Annotated in this window: 10 protein-coding genes; 6 read left to right on the top strand and 4 right to left on the bottom strand. The window is 69.8% G+C overall.

Going from position 1 to position 20,565, the window contains the following annotated elements; translation table 11 throughout:
* Nucleotides 1-310: 310 nt before the first annotated feature.
* The 3 genes from ON26_RS07650 to ON26_RS07640 all read left to right on the top strand — a co-directional run bounded on the left by ON26_RS07650 (nucleotide 311) and on the right by ON26_RS07640 (nucleotide 10,989).
* Complete coding sequence (locus ON26_RS07650; RefSeq protein WP_040795279.1) at nucleotides 311-6,658, top strand: DEAD/DEAH box helicase; 6,348 nt, start codon at nucleotides 311-313, stop codon at nucleotides 6,656-6,658.
* The gene (locus ON26_RS07645; RefSeq protein WP_040795278.1) at nucleotides 6,658-8,871 is read left to right on the top strand and encodes a 3'-5' exonuclease; all 2,214 of its coding nucleotides are present in this window, start codon (nucleotides 6,658-6,660) and stop codon (nucleotides 8,869-8,871) included. The genes ON26_RS07650 and ON26_RS07645 overlap by 1 nt, the downstream gene beginning before the upstream one ends.
* Before the next feature lie 210 nt (nucleotides 8,872-9,081).
* On the top strand, nucleotides 9,082-10,989 hold the full coding sequence (locus tag ON26_RS07640) for a TerD family protein (protein WP_085998963.1): 1,908 nt from the start codon (nucleotides 9,082-9,084) through the stop codon (nucleotides 10,987-10,989).
* 111 nt (nucleotides 10,990-11,100) lie between these two features.
* On the opposite strand, the gene ON26_RS07635 is transcribed toward ON26_RS07640, so the two are convergent.
* From ON26_RS07635 to ON26_RS07620, 4 genes are all read right to left on the bottom strand, one after another.
* Nucleotides 11,101-11,859: an MHYT domain-containing protein gene (locus ON26_RS07635; protein WP_040795276.1), complete on the bottom strand. Its 759-nt coding sequence runs from the start codon at nucleotides 11,857-11,859 to the stop codon at nucleotides 11,101-11,103.
* Between the two features lie 38 nt (nucleotides 11,860-11,897).
* Nucleotides 11,898-12,446 (bottom strand): DUF742 domain-containing protein, encoded by a 549-nt coding sequence (locus ON26_RS32135; protein WP_083883862.1) that lies wholly within the window; start codon nucleotides 12,444-12,446, stop codon nucleotides 11,898-11,900.
* 8 nt (nucleotides 12,447-12,454) lie between these two features.
* Complete coding sequence (locus ON26_RS07625) at nucleotides 12,455-14,587, bottom strand: ATP-binding protein (protein WP_051026790.1); 2,133 nt, start codon at nucleotides 14,585-14,587, stop codon at nucleotides 12,455-12,457.
* 336 nt (nucleotides 14,588-14,923) lie between these two features.
* A complete protein-coding gene (locus tag ON26_RS07620) occupies nucleotides 14,924-17,206 on the bottom strand; it encodes a hypothetical protein (protein ID WP_040795275.1) in 2,283 nt (760 codons plus the stop codon).
* Nucleotides 17,207-17,415: 209 nt separating this feature from the next.
* Here ON26_RS07620 and ON26_RS07615 point away from each other — a divergent pair, with 209 nt between their 5' ends.
* The 3 genes from ON26_RS07615 (at nucleotide 17,416) to ON26_RS07605 (ending at nucleotide 20,562) form a co-directional block, all read left to right on the top strand.
* Nucleotides 17,416-17,670 (top strand): excalibur calcium-binding domain-containing protein, encoded by a 255-nt coding sequence (locus ON26_RS07615; RefSeq protein ID WP_040795274.1) that lies wholly within the window; start codon nucleotides 17,416-17,418, stop codon nucleotides 17,668-17,670.
* 142 nt (nucleotides 17,671-17,812) lie between these two features.
* The gene (locus ON26_RS07610) at nucleotides 17,813-18,262 is read left to right on the top strand and encodes a hypothetical protein (RefSeq protein ID WP_040795273.1); all 450 of its coding nucleotides are present in this window, start codon (nucleotides 17,813-17,815) and stop codon (nucleotides 18,260-18,262) included.
* Nucleotides 18,263-18,381: 119 nt separating this feature from the next.
* Complete coding sequence (locus ON26_RS07605; protein WP_040795272.1) at nucleotides 18,382-20,562, top strand: elongation factor G-like protein EF-G2; 2,181 nt, start codon at nucleotides 18,382-18,384, stop codon at nucleotides 20,560-20,562.
* Nucleotides 20,563-20,565: the final 3 nt, after the last annotated feature.

Raw genomic sequence — 20,565 nt, 5'->3', positions numbered from 1 at the left:
CCCGATTTCGCTGGAAAGCCGAGGTGGTCCCGACCCCGCCAACGACACAAATTTCGTCGAAGAAATTGTCAGAGCTGCCGAAAAGGCCAGTGAGGAGGGACGGGTTGGCACTGTCCCCTGCAGAGCCGCCCGCACTTCTGAAATCTCGACGAATCTCGCGCCATGACGACTCGGCCCGGTGCGTCCCGCCCCGAACCCCGCTGTCGATCCAGCGGACGATGCCCCCCGTCATAGCTGTGCGATAGCGTCCAGGGGTCGACCGACCAGCACTACCGGGTGATCGGACCACCAGCCGAGGAGCACAGAACACATGGGGGCACTCCTGCCGACCCTGCAGGCGGACCACCTGCGCGAAGGCCTGACCGACTACCTCGCGACGACCTTCGCGCTCACCGACCCCGACACCCAGGCGGCGCTGACGGATTTCGTCGGGCACCCGCAGGAGGGCATGTTCAAGGGCCCCTATGTCCGGCTCCGCTTGCCCTTCGCTCCCGCCCGCGGCAACTGGGGCATGCACCTGGACTGGCTGCCGAAGAGCTTCGTCCCCTACGGCCACCAGGCCAAAGCCTTCGAGCGGCTGTCGACCAAGTTCCAGGAGCGGCCGCTGCCGACGCTGGTCACCACGGGTACCGGCTCGGGTAAGACCGAGTCGTTCCTGATCCCGATCCTCGACCACGTGCTGCGCGCCAAGCGGGAGGGCGTGGCGGGGATGAAGGCGCTGATCATCTACCCGATGAACGCGCTGGCCAACGACCAGGAGCAGCGGTTGGCGCGGATGATCGTCGAGCATCCGGAGCTGTCGGGGGTGACCGCGGGCCTCTACACCGGTGAGCAGCGCTCGGGCGGCCGGACCATGGTGTCGGCGGACGGGCTGATCACCGATCGACGGCTGATGCACGATTCGCCGCCGGACATCCTGCTCACCAACTACAAGATGCTCGATCACCTGCTGTTACGGCCGGATCGGGCGGCCATGTGGCGGCAGTCGGCGGAGTCGTTGCAGTACGTGGTGCTCGACGAGTTCCACACCTACGACGGCGCGCAGGGCACGGATGTGGCGATGCTGTTGCGGCGGCTCGGGCTGGCGGTGAAGTCGTACTGGACCGAATCGACGCGGGTGAGCGAGGACGACCGGGCGCGGCCGCTGGGACGGATCACGCCGGTGGCGACCTCGGCGACGCTGGGCGGCGGCGGTGAGCCGACGGCGATGCTGGATTTCGCGCACACGGTGTTCGGGGAGGAGTTCGCCCCGGAGTCACTGGTCGGGGAGACGCGGCGGGGGCTGGAGGAGTGGCTGGGTGATCGCAGCGCCGAGCTGGATCGGCTGTACGAGCCGGTCGCGCCGAGCGTGGAGGAGGCTGTCGGGTTTCTCGACGGGCTGAAGAAGTCGTCGGTGAGCAACGCTCATCTCACGGCCGCGGTGCTGGCGACGTTGTTCGAGCGCAGGGGCGAGCACGATCCGGGCTTCGGCGCGCTGGCCGCGGAGTTGCGGCGGCTCGACGACGGCGAGCAGCTGGACCTGCTGAAGCGGCACCACCTGTTCGTGCAGCTGGTGCGGCGGTCGGCGGAGGCGGTGTCGCTGGCGGAGCTGGCCTCGGCGGTGCTGCCCGCGCCGACGGGTGAGCGCGACAATCCGCGGGCGCGGGCGACGCGGCATCGGTATCTGGATTTCGTGTTCGCGGCGCTGTCGCATCTGCGGGCCGAGATCGGCCGCTCGGCGTTGAATGTGGATGTGCACCTGTGGGTTCGGGAGTTGTCGCGGATCGACCGGGCGCTGGATGTGGCCACGCAGTTCCGGTGGGCCGACGACGGGGCCGACGAGAGCGTCGAGATCGAGTACCAGCCCGCTCTCTACTGCCGGCACTGCGGGCGTTCGGGATGGGGCGTGCGGATGGCGCCGACCGGCAGTGTGCTCGATCCTGATCAGGATTCGGTGCGCACCCTGCACGTCACCGGGGACACGCGGATTCGCGCGCTGATCTCCGCGCCGTTGGAGGCCCAGCTCGACCTCCCCGTCGACGGTTTGCGCTGGCTGCGCCTCGAGGATCGGGAACTCGGCGACGAGACGCCTGCCCCCGACAGCCCGGAGATCCTGGAGGGCCGCGCGCTGCCGGTTCTGGTCCTACACGGGCCCAATGCCGAGGAGGACTCCCAGAAGGACGTGTGCCCGGCGTGTAATTCCGCCGACGGGATCCGCTTCCTCGGCAGCGCGATCGCCACGCAGCTGTCGGTGGCGCTGTCGAACATGTTCGGCGACGCCGATCTCGACGCCGACGAGAAGAAGGCGTTGATGTTCACCGACAGCGTGCAGGACGCCGCCCACCGGGCCGGGTTCGTGCAGGCGCGCTCCCACACCCTCAGTCTGCGCTCCACGCTGCGTAATGCGCTGGGCGCGAAGACCTCCGGCACGTCGATGCTGACTCTGACCGAGTTGTGCGAGGCGGTGCTCGACCGGGCCGGCGACGACCCGGTCCGGCGCTATCACCTGCTCGCGCCCGATATCGTCGAACGCGAGGAGTTCACCGCCTACTGGCAGGCCGACAAGCCCGCGGCGCAGCGCAAGGCAGCGCAACGCAAGGTCGCCCGGCGGGTGCAGTTCGACATCGACCTCGAGTTCGGGTTGCAGTCGCGGCTGGGTCGCACGCTGGAGCTGACCGGCAGTGTCGTCGCCGAGGTCGCGCTCGGCTCGCCGGAGCGGGTCGCGAGCTTGGGCAGGCAGGCCCTGGACGGGGCCGAACATCAGATGGCGTTCTCCGAGCCCGATGCCGCGGCGGTCACGCAGTGGGTGCGCGGGACGGTGGAGCGGATGCGCACGCAGGGCGCGATCCGGCACGTGTGGCTGGACCGCTTCGTGCAGCGCGACGCCAACCGGCGCTGGGTGTGGGGCGGACGGCCGCGCGGGGAAGGCATGCCAGCGTTCCCGAAAGGCCGTCCGGCTCCGGCCTTTCCGGCGTTGGGCGCGCGCACCGTTCCGGAGGGGTTCGACCCGATCACCGCGCCGTCCTCGTGGTATGCGCGGTGGGCGTCGCGCTGCCTGGGGGTCTCGCCGTTCGAGGGCGGGTTCCTGGCGCGATCGCTGTTCGCCGTGCTGGCCGAGGAGCGGATCCTCACCTCGGTGAGCACCGAGAAGTCGTTGACCGCTTACCAATTGAGCGAGGACGGGGTGCTCGTCGGCGCGCCGGACAAGGCCGATCTGGAGGCGGGCAGGCATCTGCTGGTGTGCGGGGTGTGCCAGACGCAGAATCCCGGCAGCGCCGCCGTGGTCGATCAGCTCGACGGTGCGCCGTGCCTGCTCACCCGCTGCCCGGGCACGCTGCACCGGGCGCACAAGGCCGACAACTTCTATCGCCGCCTCTACGACCGCTCGGAGATGAAACGGGTGGTGGCGCGCGAGCACACCTCGCTGCTGCCGACCACGACGCGGCTGGAATACGAGACGAAGTTCAAGTCGGCCGGCGCTGACCCGACCGCGCCGAACGTCCTGGTCGCCACGCCCACGCTGGAGATGGGCATCGATATCGGCGACCTGTCCACGGTCATGCTCGGCTCCATGCCGCGCACCGTGGCCTCCTACCTGCAACGGGTCGGCCGCGCGGGACGTCTCACCGGGAACTCGCTGGTGCTGGCCTTCGTGCGCGGGCGCGGCGAGCACCTGCCGAAGCTCTACGATCCGCTCTCGGTGATCTCCGGCGAGGTGCGACCACCCGCCACCTTCCTGACGGCCGAGGAGATCCTGCAGCGCCAGTACGTCGCGCACATCATCGACCGGCTGGCGCGCAGGCCCGGCGCGCAGGATCCCGTCGACGCGCGCGCGGTGCTGGGCGGTTTCGACGAAGGCACCTGGATGGCCCGGCTGATCGAGACCGCCGAGACCGAGGCCGAGGAGCTGCTCGACGGGTTCGCCGGTCAGTTCGGCGAGCTGCTCGACAAGGCCACCCTCGACGGACTGCGCACCTGGGCGAGCCCCGGCGACGACGGTGAGCCCGGCGCGATGGTGCGGCAACTGCGCGAGGCGGTGCACCGCTGGAACCGCGACGTCACCGAACTGAGCGAGCGGCGCACCGCGGTCGACGCCGCCCTGCCGGAGTTCGAGCAGCGCGCCAACTCCCCCGCCGCCACCGACGACGACCGCCGCAACCTGCGCTCCGCGCGCGGCACGCTGCGTCTGCTCGGCAAGCACATCAGCGACCTCACCAACGAACACTGGGTCGGCGTGCTGGAACGCTACGGCGTGCTGCCGAACTACACGCTGCTCGACGACTCGGTGACGCTGGACGTCGGCATCACCTGGATCGACCCGGAGACCAACGAGTACCACGGCGACACCGAGACCTATCAGCGCGGCGCCCGTGTCGCGCTCACCGAGCTGGCGCCCGGATCCACCTTCTACGCACAGGGTTTGGCCGTGCGGATCGACGCGGTGGATCTCGGCGCGGGTGCGGCCGCCATCCAGACCTGGCGGCTGTGTCCGCGCTGCGGGTGGGCCGACATCAGCGCGGGCGGGGAGGCGCCGCGACATCGCGGGAACTGCCCGCGCTGCAACGAGTCCGCCATCGCCGATGTCAGCCAGCAGGTGCGGGTGGTGGAGATGTCGAAGGTCTCGGCCGAGGTGCGCCGCGACGAAGCGGCCATCACCGATTCCCGCGACGAACGGCATCGGGAGATCTATTCGGTGGTGACCGCCGCCGATATCGATCAGGGCAATGTGACCCGGCGCTGGTTCGCCGCGGGCCACGACTTCGGCGCGGAGTACCTGCGCCACGTGGACATTCGCTGGCTCAACATGGGCAAGCGCACCTCGCAGGGCGGCAAGCGCACCATCGCGGGCACCGAGGTGACCACGGGGCTGTTCCGGGTGTGCTCGGGCTGCGGCCAGCTCGACAAGGTGGCCGGGCGCAACGAGGCCTACGAGCACCGCACCTGGTGCAAGTACCGCAAGGCCACCGATGAACGCCATGTCCGCGATATCGCGCTGGCACGTACGCTGCGGACCCAGGCCGTGTTGCTGCACGTGCCGCCGGAACTGCGCTACGACACCTACGCCTATCCGAGCCTCGGCGCGGCGGTGCTGCTCGGGTTGCGGCAGGTGATCGGCGGCGCGCCGGAGCATCTCGACGTCGTCGCCGTTCCCGACGCACTACACGCGCCGGACCAGCAGGCGTTGCTCATCCACGACACCGTGCCCGGCGGCACCGGGTATCTCGCCGAGTTCGCCGATCCGAACAAGGTGTGGTCGGTACTGGCCGCGGCGCGGGAGGTGCTGCGGCACTGCTCGTGCGCGGAGGAGTCGCGGCTGGCCTGCCACAACTGCCTGTTGCCGTTCACGCCGCCGCACGAACTGGACAAGGTGTCGCGCAAGACCGCGTCGAAGATTCTCGACGCGATCCTCGACGCCAAGGACTCCGAGCCGTCGTGGACGCGGTGGTCGGAGTCGATCGTGGAGGAAGAGCCGGACAACGGGGTCGTCACCAAGGAGTCGCCGCTCGAGCGTCGCTTCTACAAGGCGTTCCTCGATCGGCTGCGCACCCTCGGTGCGACGATCAAGGAGACACCGGGCACCTATGCCAACAAGGCGACGATCACCGTGCCGGGCACCAGGATTCGTCGCTGGACGCTGACGCCGCAGATGCAGATGGGCAACTGCGTGCCGGACTTCGAGCTGAAGACGCTGGACCCGGAGATCCCGGTCATCGCGATTTTCGCCGACGGGCGCAGGTACCACGCGTCACCGGAGCACAACCGGGTCGCCGACGACGCGCGCAAGCGGGCGATCCTGCGTTCCGGCGGGGTCATGGTGTGGTCGTTCAGCCATCAGGATCTGGAGCGTTTCGAGGCGAACACATTCGTCGGGCCCTCGTGGCATACGGAGAAGATGCGCCAGTTGGTCTTGAAACAGGGCGACCTGCGCCGGCCTGTCCTCGACCAGCTGACCCGCGATCCGATCACCCAACTGTTCGCCTTCGTACAAGACCCCGACTTCGAGGAATGGGCGAAGGTCGGACACTGGCTGCCGTTGATGTTCCTCCGCGACAAGCGCTTCCGGGCCGACAACCCCGCGCTCGCCGACTGGGCGCTGGCGCTGCTCGACGGCCACGAGACCACTCTTCCGCCCGGCAACCACGCCTGCGCCTATTACATCGACGGGCCGCTGGCCGTCACCGTGGCGTTGCGGCCGGAGACCAAGACCGTGTCGGCGGTCCTCGTCCTCGACGACCGCGACGAGGCCCTCGACGCCCGGGACGGCGACGGCTGGCGGGAATGGCTGCGCCTGTCGAACTGGTTCGGCCTGCGCGATACCCATCTGGTGACCACGCGCAGCCTGCTCGCGGGCGAACCGGCCGCCCCCGGACCTCGTGTCGAAGCCGGTTCGAGCGCCGAGCTGAGCGCGCAGTGGCAGGCCCTCTACGACGAGAGCATCTCCGAGGCCGAACGCAGCCTGGTCCTCGCGCTGGCCGAGGCGGGAACGCCGCTGCCCGCCCAGGGCCACGAGACCGATGACGGCGAGGTCGTCGACATCGCCTGGCCCGGCGCCCGCGTCGGGGTGCTGTTCGACGACGGCGCCGAGGCGACCCATACGCTTGCCGACCAAGGGTGGACCGTCTGCCCGCCGGAGACGGCCTCGATCATCGCCGCCCTGACCGCGAACGGAGTGATGTAGTGGCGAATATCGTCATGACCAATCAGAACAAGTCGCTCGCCGCCGTGGACGGCTCGATCGTCACCCGCGTCTACAGCTTCCTGGCGAAACTGCAGGCCGACGACACCGCCGCCGGCCTGCACATCGAGCCGATGAAGGGCGCGGTGGACCGTCGCGTGCGCACCGGTCGGGTCGACCTCAACCATCGCGCCGTGCTGTTCCGCGTCGACCCCAACGAAGGCGGCACCACCTACGTCTACCTCGGCACCTGGAAGCACGACGTCGCCAACTCCATCGCCGAACGCGCCATCCTGCGGGTGAATCCGGTCAACGGCATCCTCGAGGGAATCATCGGCGACCCCGTCGCCGAGCCCGCCACGCCGGAGCCCGCCGCCTCGCGGCCGACCGCGCCGGAGCAGACCACGCGCGGGTTCCTGGCCGAGGCCGGTTTCACCCTCGCCGAGCTCACCGACCAGCTCGGCATGGACGCCACGATCGCCAAGCGCGCGCTGGCGGCCGCCGACGACTTCGAACTCAATGACATCGCCGCGGGCGTGACCGGCTGGCAGGCCGACGCCCTGCTCGAATTGGGTTGCGGGGTGAGCATCGACGAGATCCGGGAGAAGTACCGGTTCACCGAGGTGCCCGTCGACACCGGCGCCGACGAGGACGACCGGATCATCGAGGCGCTGGAACATCCGGCCTCCAAGATCCAGTTCACCTACATCGACGGCAGCGAGGAACTGCGCCGCGTCATCGAAGGCGGCGACTTCGCCGCCTGGCGCGTGTTCCTGCATCCCGAACAGCGCGAATACGCCGAGAAGGACTACAGCGGACCGTTCCGGCTCTCCGGCGGCGCGGGCACCGGCAAGACCGTCGTGGCGATCCATCGCGCGCGCAACCTGCTCGCCCGCAATCCCGAGGCCAGGATCGTCTTGACCACGTTCAACAAGACGCTGGCCAAGAACCTCGAAACCGATCTGCGCGCGCTGGATCCCGACATCCGGATCGCTCCCAGGCCCGGCCTGCCGGGCGTCTACGTCGCGGGCATCGACAAACTCGCCAGCGACATCGTGCGCGCGGCCGAGGACATCGGCCCCGCCACCGAAGCCGTGCTCGGCACGCGCACCGAGGTGCCGTCCGCGCGCACCAAGGATCAGGTGTGGCGGGAACTGGTCGACACCATCGACCACGGCCTCGAACCGCGCCTGGCCACTCCGTGGTTCCTCGACACCGAGTACACCTCGGTGGTGCTCGCCAACAAGGTGACCACCGTCGAGCGGTACGCGCGGGTCGCCAGGGCCGGTCGCGGCGTGCGGCTGTCACGCCAGCAGCGGCTCGCGATCTGGAAACTCGTCGAGGCCTATCGCAGGCGCAGCCGCATGGACGAAACCCTCAGCTTCCCCGAGGTTCTCGCCATCGCCGCCGAACACCTGCAACAGCGCGCCGCCGTGAACGCCGCCCGCCTCGCCGATCACGTCATCGTCGACGAGGCCCAAGACCTGCATGCCACGCACTGGCTGATGCTGCGCGCCCTGGTCGCCGAAGGGCCCAACGACCTGTTCATCGCCGAGGACTCGCACCAGCGCATCTACGGCCAGCCGGTGGTCCTAGGCCGGCTGGGCATCAAGATCGTCGGCCGCTCCCGGCGGCTGACGCTCAACTACCGCACCACCGCCCAGAACCTCGACTTCGCCGTCGGCGTGCTCAGCGGCGCGGACTACCAGGATCTGGAGGAGGGCCGGGAATTCGCCGTCGAGCAGTACCGCTCCGCCCGCACCGGGCCGAAACCCGTGCTGCGTCAGTGCGACTCGGTCGCCGCGGAACTCGAGGTCGTCGCCCGGTTCGTCAACGGCTGGCTCGCCGATCCCGCGATCGAACCCTCCACGATCGCCGTGCTCACCCGGGGTCTCGGGGAGCGCAGCCAGTTCGTCCGGGCGCTGGCCGAGCGCCGGATCAGCGCCCGCGCGCTCGACGACAACCAGGCGGTGCCCGGCCACGTCCAGGTGCTGACCATGCACCGGTCCAAGGGGATGGAGTTCTCCCGCGTGATTCTCGCCGGTGTCGACGAGAACCGCGTGCCCGCCAAGGCGAGTTTGAACGGGGTGCCCGAGGAGGAGCTCGACGAGGCGCGGCTGCGCGAGCGGTCGCTGCTGTACGTGGCGGCGAGCCGGGCGCGGGATCAGGTGGTGGTCACGTGGAGTGGACGCAGATCGGAGCTGCTCGGGAAATGAGCCCCGGCCGCTCGGCCCGAGCTGCGGGGTCGCTGTTCGGGCTCGCGGGGTGCGCGAACAGCGATTCGACCGACGTCGGAGCGACGAACGCGCCGGAGGGCCGGGCCGGCTGACCGTCCCGTGTAGTGCGAATCGACTCTGGCGGTCGCCGGGAACTCCTTGCATCCTTCCTGGACAACGTATTTCGTCGACTCGGGAAGGTTCGGCACTGTGGCTGGTCCGATGCTGTCACGCGGTGAGAACATCACCCTGCCCGCGGGCACGTCCCGCATAGAGGCCGTCATCGGCTGGGCGGAGTCGGTGGTCGAAGTGGATGCCTCGGCGCTGCTGCTCGGAGCCGACCAGAAGGTCGAGTCGGACGCGAATTTCGTCTTCTACAACCAGCCGCGATCGCCGGACGGGTCCGTGCGGTTCCACAGTGTCGGTGACGCGGGCGCGGGACGCCGGGCGCGGATCACCGTGGAATTGGCGGCGGTGCCGGAGAAGGTGCACACCGTGGCCCTCGTGGGCAGCATCGACACCGGCGGTTTCGGGGCGCTCGGCAAACTCTCGCTGACTATCCGCGACGACGCGGGCCGGACGCTGGCCGAGTTCGTCACCTCCGACGCGACCACGGAGTCCGCGTTCCTGTTCGGCGAGGTCTACCGGCGGGGCGACGACTGGAAGGTTCGTGCTGTCGGTCAAGGCTGGAATTCCGGGCTCGCTGGTCTGGCAACGGATTTCGGCGTGACGATCGACGCGGGCACGGAGACCGCGGGCACGGAGACCGGGCCGTCGGCGCATCCGGTCGGCTCGGCCTATCGGCTGTGGGGGCAGAACAGGAGCTGGCTCGGACACGAACTCACCGTCGAGCAGGAGTTCCTGCCTGCGGTTCGCAGCCTGTATCCGGAGCCCCTTCCCGAACGCGGCATCGCCCTGACACCGGAGGTGCAGCTGGTCCCGGAGCCGGACGGGCCGCGCGGGAAGTGGGCGGTATCGGTTCGGGCTCGGGACAGGACCATCGGGTATCTCGATGCCGAGGAGGCCAGGAAGTGGGCAGGAGTGCTCCGGCGAATCGTGGCGTCGGGGTTCGTCCCGACCACAGCAGCCAAGATCTGGGCCCACGAATTCGACAACTGGGAGGGCGGAACCGAACTCCGGGCGAACGTGGTGATCGGCTTGGAAGAGCCGGCACTGGCCGTCCCGATCAACGATCCGCCTTCCGTCGCGTACACGATGCTGCCGCGCTCGGGGATCGTGCAGGTGACCAAGGAAAACGAGCACTTCGACGTGCTGCTGAAGTTCGTGCCCGAGGGCGGGACAGGGCTGCTCTTCGCCACCCTGCACGAGAACGAGGCAGCGGGCAGCCGGGGCAAGCCACACGTCGAAGTACGCATCGACGGGGAGCGGATCGGGCAGTTGACCCCACAGATGAGTCAGCGTTTCCTGCCGATGATCCGGCATCTGGAGGCACGCGGACTGGTCACGTCGTGCTGGGGCGACATCACCGGGTCGGCGGTTGCCGCGGAGGTCCGCATCGATGCGATCAAGGCCAACGAGGCGAGCCCCGAGGTCCTGGACGGACCGCCGGTCACCATCCCCGCGCTCCGGCCCGCGCTGCACGACCCACTGGCCTACGACCTGACCGCTCTGCGAGCCCACCTCGCTCCCCTGCCTGTGGTACCTCCTCCACCACCCAGGCCCATTCCGGTCGAACCACCGGACGGCTCCGTCGTCCGGTTCACGATGGGTGGCCATTACACCTATGTCGCCGTCCGGCGTGGAAATCACTGGGAGACCACGTCGAGCAGCACGGGCTCGATCGAGGACGTGATGACGTGGCAGAACCTGGCGCCACGGGTCCGCACGTTCGAGATCGCCACCGAGTGGGCTCCCGTTGCCGCGCAGGGCGACACACGCGTGTGCGAGTGCAAGGCCGTTGTGCGATTCACGATCGGCGCGGTCTACCTGGCCGCGGTCAACATCGATGATTGCGGCCGCGTGGAGGGCGACTGGTACACGACGGTCACAGAAGGAACCGCGGTGGATCTTCCCTTCGGAGACTTCGCCCAGTGGTCCGAGATCAGCAGGCACGGCACGCACATCCAGGTCGCTACCGCCTGGCGGCGACTCGAATGACTTTGTAGCGGTCAGTAGCCTGAAAACTCCCGCTGTGGTGGGACCAGGTGCCCCCTGCGCACCTGACCACCCTCCAGGGGCGGATCCGCCCCCGGAAACCTCTGACCGGACCTACCCGGCCGTGACCCGCGCCGGCTCGTCCGGGTCGCTGATCAGCAGCACCGTGATGGGGACGGCCAGACCGAGCAGGCCCATGACGAACACCGGGAACAGGAACGAGAAGACCTCGACGCCGTCGGGTGAGGGGAAGGTCTGGTCGACGGTGACGCTGACCGCGGCCATACCGGTGTAGTGCATGCCGACCACGGCGATGCCCATGATCAGGCCGCCGAGCAGCCGCAACACGGGCGAGTCGAGGATGACGGTGAACAGCAGCGCCACGGTGGCCGCGACCACGGCGATGATGATCGAGAGCACGACCAGCCATGCGTCGTAATGGATTTCGCCCTGGAAGCGGATGGCGCTCATGCCCGCGTAGTGCATGGCGTTGACGGCCAGGCCGGTGATGAGGCCGCCGGCGAGCAGGCGGACCGGGACGACGGACTTGCCGACGACGTTCAGGCCGACGTAGACGGCGACGATGGCGAGCATCGCCGAGCCCGCGGTCCAGGTCATGTCGTAGCGCAGCGGGACGCCGGGGACGGCGAAGCCGAGCATGGCGATGAAGTGCATCAGCCAGATGGCGACGCCGCCGATGGCGACGGCCGACATGGCCAGCCAGCCCTGCCGCTGCCCTTCGGTGCGGGCGCCGACCGAGCGGCGCGCGGCGGCCAGGCCGACGAAGGAGCCGATGACCGACACGACGTAGGCGAGCCACATCAGCCATGCGCCCATTTCGAAGTGATGGACGTCGTGGACCTGGTGGTGCATCGGATGGATCTCCTGGAAATCGAGGTTTGCTGGGAAGGTCAGAGGGCGCGTAGTCCGGCGAGAGTACGCTCGAGCAGACTTCTCCACTGGTCGCGGTCGGCGTCCGGCGAGAGAGTCTGGTGCCTGCGGACGACGCCGTCGAGGATGAGGTCTCCGATCAGGACCCGGGCTACGCCGAGGGCGATACCGAGGGCCGAGGCGATCTCCGCGACCGACAGCGGGGTGTGGCAGAGGTCGGCGATGCGGGCCTGGGACTGCTGGAAGGCGTCGAAGTGCACGTCGGCGATCGTTTCGATCAGCGCTTCCACCGGCAGGTCGACGGCCGCTTCCGTGCGTCCGCCGGTCACGGCATAGGGGCGGGCCAGGCGCGGGCTGAAATCGTCGTCGAAGGCGTCGTCCTCGTAGGACCCGCCGTAGGCGCCGTCGTCATAGGGACCGCCGCCGTAAGCCCCGCTGTCGTAGGGCCCGCTGTCGTAGGGCCCGCTGTCGTGAGGCCCGCTGTCGTAGGCGGCGTCATGGGCGGCGTCATGGGCGCCGCCGCGGAAAACGTTGCTGCCGAACGCATTCTCGCCGAAAGAGTCGGACATGTCGGTACTCAGCGACCGGGACCGGTGGAGTCGTCGTAGCCGCCGCGCTGCCGGGCCCGGTCGACGCCGGAGCGCAGCTGGGTGAGGCCGCTGCGAATGTGTTCGGGGTCGCGGACGCGGGCCGGACGATCGGAGACCGCGGGCTCCGGCTGCGGTTCACCGTTGCGCACCCGGCGCGGCAGGGTCGGGCGGGGCCCGTGATTCCTGGCGACGTGCTCCACACCCGCGGGGCGCAGGACCGCCATGCCCGCTCCGTGGGCTCGTGCGTTCTGAGCGACCGGACGGAGCACCAGCACCCCGATCGGGATGCGCACGGCGGCGGTCACCCCACCGCGCACGGTCTCGGGGTCGGTGCGGCGCAGGGTCACGCTGATCCGATGCCGGTTGGCGAGCCTGCCGACCACGAACAAGCCCATCCGGCGGGCGGTTTCGACACCGATGGATCCGCCGGTGGCCAGGGTGCGGTTGGCATGGGCCATGTCGGCATCGGCCATGCCGATCCCGGAGTCGACGATCTCGAGGACCAGGCCGCCGGTGGTGGCGTCGGCGACGGTGAGGTCCACGCGGCTCTCCGGCGAGGAGAACCGCAGGGCGTTGTCCAGCAGTTCGGCGAGCAGGTGCACGACATCGGGGGCGACGGTGCCGACGATGTCGATCTCGGTGCCCGAGCGCAGCCGCACGCGATGGAAGTCCTCGACCTCGGACATGGCGGCCTGCAGCACCTCGGCCAGGTCCACCGGAGCCGTGCGGTTGCGACGCACCTTGGTACCGGCGAGCACCAGCAGATTGTTGCCGTTGCGGCGCATCCGGGTGACCAGGTGGTCGAGACGGAACAGGCTGCGCAGGCGGGTGGGATCGGCTTCGTCGCGTTCGAGTTCCTCGATGAGGCCGAGCTGCTGGTCGATCAGCGCGCGGTTGCGCCGTGAGAGGGTCTCGAACATATCGTTGACCTGGCGACGGGTCTCGGCCTGTTCACCGGCCAACCGGATCGCCTGGCCGTGCAATTGGTCGATGGCCTGGGCGAGTTCGTCGAGTTCCTCACCGGTTCCCAGCGCGACACTGGCTTTCGCCTCCTGCTCGGGACCGGACTCGCCGGTCCGGATGCGTTCGAGGGCGGCGGGCAGTTCGCGGCGCGCGGTGCGCAGCGCACCCTCCCGCAGGCGGCGGACCGGGACGATCAGCGATTGGGCGACCAGCAGCGCGAAGGTGAGCGCCGCCAGCAGCGCGCCGATGACCCAAGCGGTGTCGCGCAGGGCGGCGGCCTCGGCGTCACCGGCCCTGACCTGGGCGCGGTCGACCAGATCGGCGGCGAGCTGGCCGAGCAGCGCGTCGTAGTTCTCGGCGGAGGCGGTCAGCGCGTCGCGCAGCAGGTCGGTCTGCTCGGCGACGGACCGGCCGAGGAACAGCTCCCGGCGCAGGTCGTTCGAGGTGGCCACCAGGGTGAGATCGGGGGATTCGACGCCTGCGCTCACCAGGCGGTCGATGGCCGCGGCTTCGGCGCCCATCGGGAAGGTCACGCGGACCACGGCATCCGCGTTGTCCGCGATGTCTGTGACAGCGTCGAAGAGGATGCGCTGGCTGGTCAACGCGCGGCGGGCTTCCCAGGCGCTGTTGAACTGCGCGGTGAACTGATCGACATTCAGGTCGGTGCCGCTGCTCGCGGCCCTGGTCAGCGCGGCCAGCAGCGCCACATGCACCGATTCGACCCGGTCGGCGAGGTCGGTGGGCGGCTCGGCGATGAGCAGCCGGTCGCGCAGCTCCCCCATCGCCGTGAGCGCGGGTTCGAATTCTGCTCGCGCGTGGGCCGATCCGTCGAGCAGGCGGGTCAGGCCGGCGATCGCGTCGTCGGCCGCCGCCCGCTCGCGGGTCGTGTCGCCGCCGGAGATCCGGGTGACGGCCAGGGTGTCGATGGCCGAGCCGGTTTCGACCGCGACGGGCACGATGCGGGCGGCCTCGACGGCCGAACGGAAGTCGGCGGCCTCGGCCAATTGGTATTGGATACGGCTCGCCGCGAGCACCGCGGCAATACACACCGGTAGCGCGAGAACGGCCGCGACTTTCCGACGCAGACGCCATCGGCCGAGCAGATCGACAATGCCACCGAGCGCGCCTGGAGGGCTCTTGCGCTTCTGATCTTCCACGAGAGCACTCCGCATGGTTCGAGAAAAACAAGCAATCTGCCAGCAACTGAAATGCCGGCGCTTGCACCATAACCGCCCAAGATCAGCAGCTCAACCGAGTGCGCCTCACTGAATCGTGATATGAGTCACTATAGATGAGCAGTAGATATGAGTATCCCGGCGAAGCGGTCGAGAACGCGCAGCTACCCGCGGTCGACATTTCGAATAATTAGTACGGATTTCCTTCTTCAAAGATAAACCACCGGAAGTGTTGAACGTTGAAGTCGATTAAAGGGCGGCCGATGAAGGTCCGGAGTCGAGGCGCGGGACCGCTCCGGGCGAATTCACCTTTCCCGCTCAGTAATTGGTCAGCAGTCCAAGTTCGCCGGGCGGGCACGCACAGTGGCGACCGGGATTCGGCGAACACGATCGGGCATCCCACTCCGACACGACGGCGACGTCGAGGCCGCGGGTGTTCTCCGCATTGCGATGCGGTGTCGAGCACGCCGTGGCCAGTACCCAGAAAGTGGTGAGCAGCACCGCGATCAGCGTCAGCGCCACCATCTGCTGACGCCGGTGCGCGTTGGGCGCGGCCGGTTCGCCGATCCCGAGCGACGCGGGTACTCCGCGTGACCGCACCGGCCGGGAACGCGAAGATGCGTTCGCAAGCCAACGCTGCGTGGTCTCGCGCACCCGCGCGGACCCGGTGCTCAGCACGCGATGGGTGGCATCGCCGAGTCCTTGCCCGAGCCGTCCGCCCGTCCTCGTGTCCCGGCCGGTGACCGGTCGGACAGGTGGCGGGGCGAACGCGGCCGAGAGGCCGGCGGCGGGTTCGGCGGCTGCGGCATCGTCGAGCCACGTCGGCCGCAGGATCTCGGTGTGCCGGAATCGAAGTCGTTGCGGGCCGATCCAGGACGACCAGTCGTCGGTGAAGGAGGACTCGCCGTCGGCGTCGGGCAACGGATCTCCGACCACCACGCCGCCATGCGGGCGTTCGGGCCGGTGCCCTTCGGACCCGCGGGGTTCCGGTGCCCTCGCGGTCGTGACAGCCGACATCGGCGCCGCAGCGGGCGCCATCGACGTCGAGCCGGGTTCGACCGTGGTCGCGCCGATGCCGAGAAGCCCGGACGCCTGCGACGGATCGGCGGCCTGCGCGGCAACCGCCCCGACACCCGGCGGGGAAGCGCTCGGCGCGACGGTCGACCCGGCAGGCGACTCGGCGGCCGCCCCGGCACTGCGCGAAGCATCAGCCGACCCAACCGCCGGCGACGCAGACCGCGAAGCGATCGGCGCGACGGTCGACGCGGTAGGCGCCGCGACACTGCGCGAAGCATCAGCCGACCCAACCGTCGGCGACGCAGACCGCGAAGCGATCGGCGCGACGGTCGAGGCGGCAGCCGCCGCGACACTGCGCGAAGTGTCAGTCGACGCAACCGTCGGCGACGCAGACCGCGAAGCGATCGGCGCGACGGTCGACGCGGTAGGCGCCGCGACACTGCGCGAAGCATCAGCCGACCCAACCGTCGGCGACGCAGACCGCGAAGCGATCGGCGCGGCAGGCGACTCGGGGGCCGCCCCGGCACTTCGCGGGGTAGCTGTCGACGCGGCGCCCGGCGGGGCCGGTGGCGAGGCGATCGGCGCGGCGATCGGTGGCGCAGGCGGTTCGATGATCGGCGCGGCTGCCGGTGAGAGGGCGGGCGACGCAACGGCCGACGCGGCGATCGGGACGGAATCCGGTGCGGTGGAGACTCGCTCGGAGATGCTCGCTCCCGATGACAGGGCATCGCGATCCCGGTCGGCGAGATCCCGCTCCCGGCCGAGGAGGCGGGCGCGGGCCGCGGGCGGCGCGCCGACCGTGAACGCCGCGGGCACCATCTCCTCCCCGGCCCGCAGATCGCCGTTCCGCACACCGTCGGGCCCTTCCGGTTCGGCACGAGCCTGCTTGCGCTCCTCGGTGTACCGGCGCGCCGCCGACACCGCGGCCACGTATTCGGGACTGGCCAGGTATTCCAGGCGGGCGCGGGACGGGAAGCCTTCCGCGAGCAGATCCTCGACCGACACCCGCTCCCCGACGCCGAGTGCGGTGAGCAGGTCGTGCGCGCCCTCCGCACTCCAGACGACGGGCCGGTTGGCGGTGCGGTGGAACCAGGCGCGCAGGTCGGCGGCGGACTCGGCGACCACCACGCCGCAGCGCGGGCGCCCCGCGCCGCCACGAACGGTGATGTCGGCTTCGCCGGGCGGCACCACCACCATCAGGCCCTCGACGTGCGCGTCGGGGTTGTGGCCGCGCACCGTCTCGGCCAGCGCGGAGATGCTGCTCGATACCCGATCGAAAGGCCTTCTATCGTCGAGGGTTTCGAAGTCTTCGAGCGGGTCGCCGTCGAAGCCGGACAGCTTCCAGCGACCGTCCGAGCGCACCGACAGCACGCCGTCCCTCGCTTCGGGGACCGTCCCGCGCACTTCCATCACCAGGGTGGCGCGCGGGGTGAGAACGACGAGGTCGGTGTGCTCGTGACCGCCCAGGCGAGCGCCGGAGATCGCCAGGCCGACGATGATGAACTGGCCGGACCAGGCGCGCATCCAGTCGACAACTCGCTGTTCGGAATACGCGACCGCAGTCGCCTCGTCGATGACCAGCATCGCGGCCGCCCTCCATCGCCGTCCCACTATCGACGGGCTCAACGGTAGGCCGTCGCCGTGGCTCCGTATCGCCGAAAGGCACTGTAACAGCGGGGTATTGGCGGCGGCGAGGCGGTCGCCGGGCAGCGTGCCCGCGCCGCTCGCGGCAGCGTTGGTCGAGCGGGCGAACTCGTGGCACACTAGCGAAGCTGTACCCAGATAGGAGCACCATGCGTTTCGCTTTCTCGCTCGGCGTATCCGCCCTCGCCGCCGCGGCATTCGTCCTGACCTCGCCCGCCTCCCCCGCGGCCACCGCCGAGCCGGCCGAGTGCCATCCCTCCTACACCCCGTGCCTGCCGATCACCAGTGATGTCGACTGTGCGGGCGGCAGCGGCAACGGTCCCGTCTACACCGGCCGCGTGACGGTCATCGGCCCCGACGAATACGGCCTGGACCGCGACGGCGACGGCATCGGCTGCGAGTAACGCGCCGAGCGGGCACGCAGAATGCCACGCGCGGAAACGAAATAACGCCTCGTTCCGACAGCCCCTACGACGGTCTGTGCGACAGTGATGATGCTTTCGGCATCACTGTCGCCCTCGACATCTCGACAGGTGAGGAGTTCGGATGAAGCGAAACACGACGCGAGTGGCCGGGATACTGGGGGTCGCGTGCGCGGTCCCCGTTCTCTTCGCCGCGAGCGCGAGCGCCGAACCGGCGACCAAGCACTTCTCGGTGGGTTCGGTGCAGTGCGCCATCTTCGGCAACGGCACCGTCGGATGCGACCTGCCCTCCCCCACGCCGCTGACCTACGGGCAGCTGCCGTTCAGCTTTCCGGTCAGCGAGATCGTGATCGACCTGCCCTGGCTGCCCGCACACCCCACCTTCACCCCGGGCGCCGCCTACACACTTCCCGGCGGAAACCCGCCGCTGTCGGAGGTGAGGACCAGCGACGGACAGTGGGGCCCGATCATCGAATACGCGGGCGTGAACTGTGCCGTCGGATTCCACGGCTCGTTCGGCTGCACCGCAGGCGGTCGCGGTTTCACCATGTGGTCGGGGCGGATCACGGCCTGACCGGCGACTGACGCGCCACGGCCGGCCGCCCGGGCCGCCCTCCCCGCCGGGAACGTGGACTTGCGGCGGCGATGGTGGGAAGCTCGATATACCGCGATGTCGAGGCGAGGAAGCGTGACATGGCCGACGGTGTGGTGACCGTTGACCGACCGGAGCGCATTCGGAACGTGGCGCTGGTCGGGCACAGCGGAGCGGGCAAGACGACGCTGGTGGAGGCTCTTGCGCTGGCCACCGGCGCACTGAATCGCGCGGGGCGGGTGGAGGACGGCACCAGCCTGTCCGACTACGACGAGATCGAGCAGCGCAAGCACCGGTCCGTGCAGGTCTCGGTGGTGCCGGTGGGGTGGGGCGAGACGAAGATCAATCTGATCGACACCCCCGGCTACGCGGATTTCGTCGGCGAGCTCCGGGCCGGCTTGCGCGCAGCCGACGCCGCGCTGTTCGTGATCTCGGCGGCCGACGGCCCGGCCGGGGTCGGCGGCGCGACGCGAGCGGTCTGGGACGAGTGCGAAGCGGCGGGCATGCCGCGCGCGATCGTGCTCACCCACCTCGATGCCGCGCGCGCCGACTTCGACGAGATGGTGCACGCCTGCGCGCTCTTCCTCGGCGACGGCGCATCCGAATCTGTTCTGCCGCTGCATATTCCGGTACACGGCCCGGCGGGCGCGGACGGTCACCGGCCGGTGACCGGGCTGATCGACCTGCTGTCGGACCGCGTGATCGACTACACGAGCGGGGATCCCACGCCACGGGAACCGGCCGAGGAGCAGGCTCGCCTCGCCGAGCAGGGGCGCGGCCGGTTGATCGAGGCCGTCATCGCGGGCAGCGAGGACGAGTCGCTCATGGAGCGCTATCTCGAGGGCGCCGAGATCGACCCGGACACCCTGACCGCCGACCTGGAACGGGCGGTGGCACGGGCCGGTTTCCACCCGGTGCTGATCGGCGCGTCCGCACCGGAGGGCGCGCGGAACGGGCTCGGCACGGTGGAGCTGCTCGACCTGATCGTCGGCGGCTTCCCCACCCCGGCCGAACACGTGGTCGCCGCGGCGCCCGGCGGCAACGGCAGCTCCGCCCGGCCACTGGCCTGCGATCCGGAGGCCGACTTGGCCGCGGAGGTGATCCGCACGTCCTCGGACTCCTATGTGGGTCGGGTCTCGCTGGTGCGGGTGTTCTCCGGCACCCTGCACGCCGACGACACCGTGCACGTGCGCGGACACGGCCTGGCCGCCCCCGGCGACCCGAGCCATCCCGAGCACGACGCCGACGAACGGGTCGGCTCGGTGACCGCGCCGTTCGGCAAGCAGCAGCGTCCGCTCGGCCAGGCCATCGCGGGCGATATCGCCTGCGTCACCAAACTCGCCCACGCCGAGACCGGCGACACGCTCTCGGCCACCGGCACCCCGCTGCTCATCGAGCCGTGGCCGCTGCCGGAACCGCTGCTGCCCGTCGCCGTTCGCGCGCACGCCAAGTCCGACGAGGACAAACTCTCCGCCGGTCTGGCCCGGCTCACCGCCGAGGATCCGACGCTGCGCGCCGAGCACAATCGCGACACCGGGCAGCTGGTGCTGTGGTGCCTGGGCGAAGCGCATCGCGATGTCGCGCTGGAACGGCTGCGCACCCGCTTCGGCGTCACCGTCGACATCGAGGAGTACCGGCTGGCGCTGCGGGAGACCCTGGCCAGGCCCGCGCGGGCACGCGGCAGGCACGTCAAACAGTCCGGCGGGCACGGGCAGTTCGCGGTGTGCGAGATCGAGGTCAGGCCGCTGCCGACCGGGTCGGGGCTGGAGTTCGTGGACGCGGTGGTGGGCGGTGCGGTGCCCCGGCAGTTCATCGGATCGGTGGAGAAGGGCGTGCGCGCCCAGGCCGCGCGGGGGGTGGTGGCCGGATATCCGCTGGTCGATGTCCGGGTGACGCTGGTCGACGGCAAGGCGCATTCGGTGGATTCCTCCGACGCCGCGTTCCAGACCGCGGGGGCGTTGGCGCTGCGGGAGGCGGCGGCCTCGGCCGGGGTGGTGCTGCTCGAGCCGATCGACGAGGTGTCGATCGTGGTTGCCGACGATTATCTGGGCGCTGTGCTCGGTGATCTGTCGGGCAAGCGCGGGCGCGTTCTGGGAACCGGACCGCACGGTTCCGGTCGCACCAGAGTGGACGCCGAGGTGCCTGAGCGGGAGTTGCGCAGTTACGCCGTCGACCTGCGTTCGCTCGCACGCGGAACCGGCGAGTTCCACCGCGGCTATCTCCGCCACGAGCCGATGCCCGCACCGGTCTCGCGGACGGTGCTCGACGAGGCCGCGACATGAGCC

Origin of the sequence: Nocardia higoensis NBRC 100133 (assembly GCF_000308595.1) — a bacterium.
Lineage (GTDB): Bacteria > Actinomycetota > Actinomycetes > Mycobacteriales > Mycobacteriaceae > Nocardia > Nocardia higoensis.
The sequence above is the reverse complement of the archived record's forward strand: the minus strand, read 5'-3'. Positions and strand labels throughout refer to the sequence as shown.

Coding starts and splice junctions, on each gene's coding strand:
- ON26_RS07650 (WP_040795279.1), top strand. CDS start 311: ATGGGGGCACTCCTGCCGACCCTGCAGGCGGACCACCTGCGCGAAGGC.
- ON26_RS07635 (WP_040795276.1), bottom strand. CDS start 11,859: ATGCACCACCAGGTCCACGACGTCCATCACTTCGAAATGGGCGCATGG.
- ON26_RS32135 (WP_083883862.1), bottom strand. CDS start 12,446: ATGTCCGACTCTTTCGGCGAGAATGCGTTCGGCAGCAACGTTTTCCGC.
- ON26_RS07620 (WP_040795275.1), bottom strand. CDS start 17,206: ATGCTGGTCATCGACGAGGCGACTGCGGTCGCGTATTCCGAACAGCGA.
- ON26_RS07615 (WP_040795274.1), top strand. CDS start 17,416: ATGCGTTTCGCTTTCTCGCTCGGCGTATCCGCCCTCGCCGCCGCGGCA.
- ON26_RS07610 (WP_040795273.1), top strand. CDS start 17,813: ATGAAGCGAAACACGACGCGAGTGGCCGGGATACTGGGGGTCGCGTGC.
- ON26_RS07605 (WP_040795272.1), top strand. CDS start 18,382: ATGGCCGACGGTGTGGTGACCGTTGACCGACCGGAGCGCATTCGGAAC.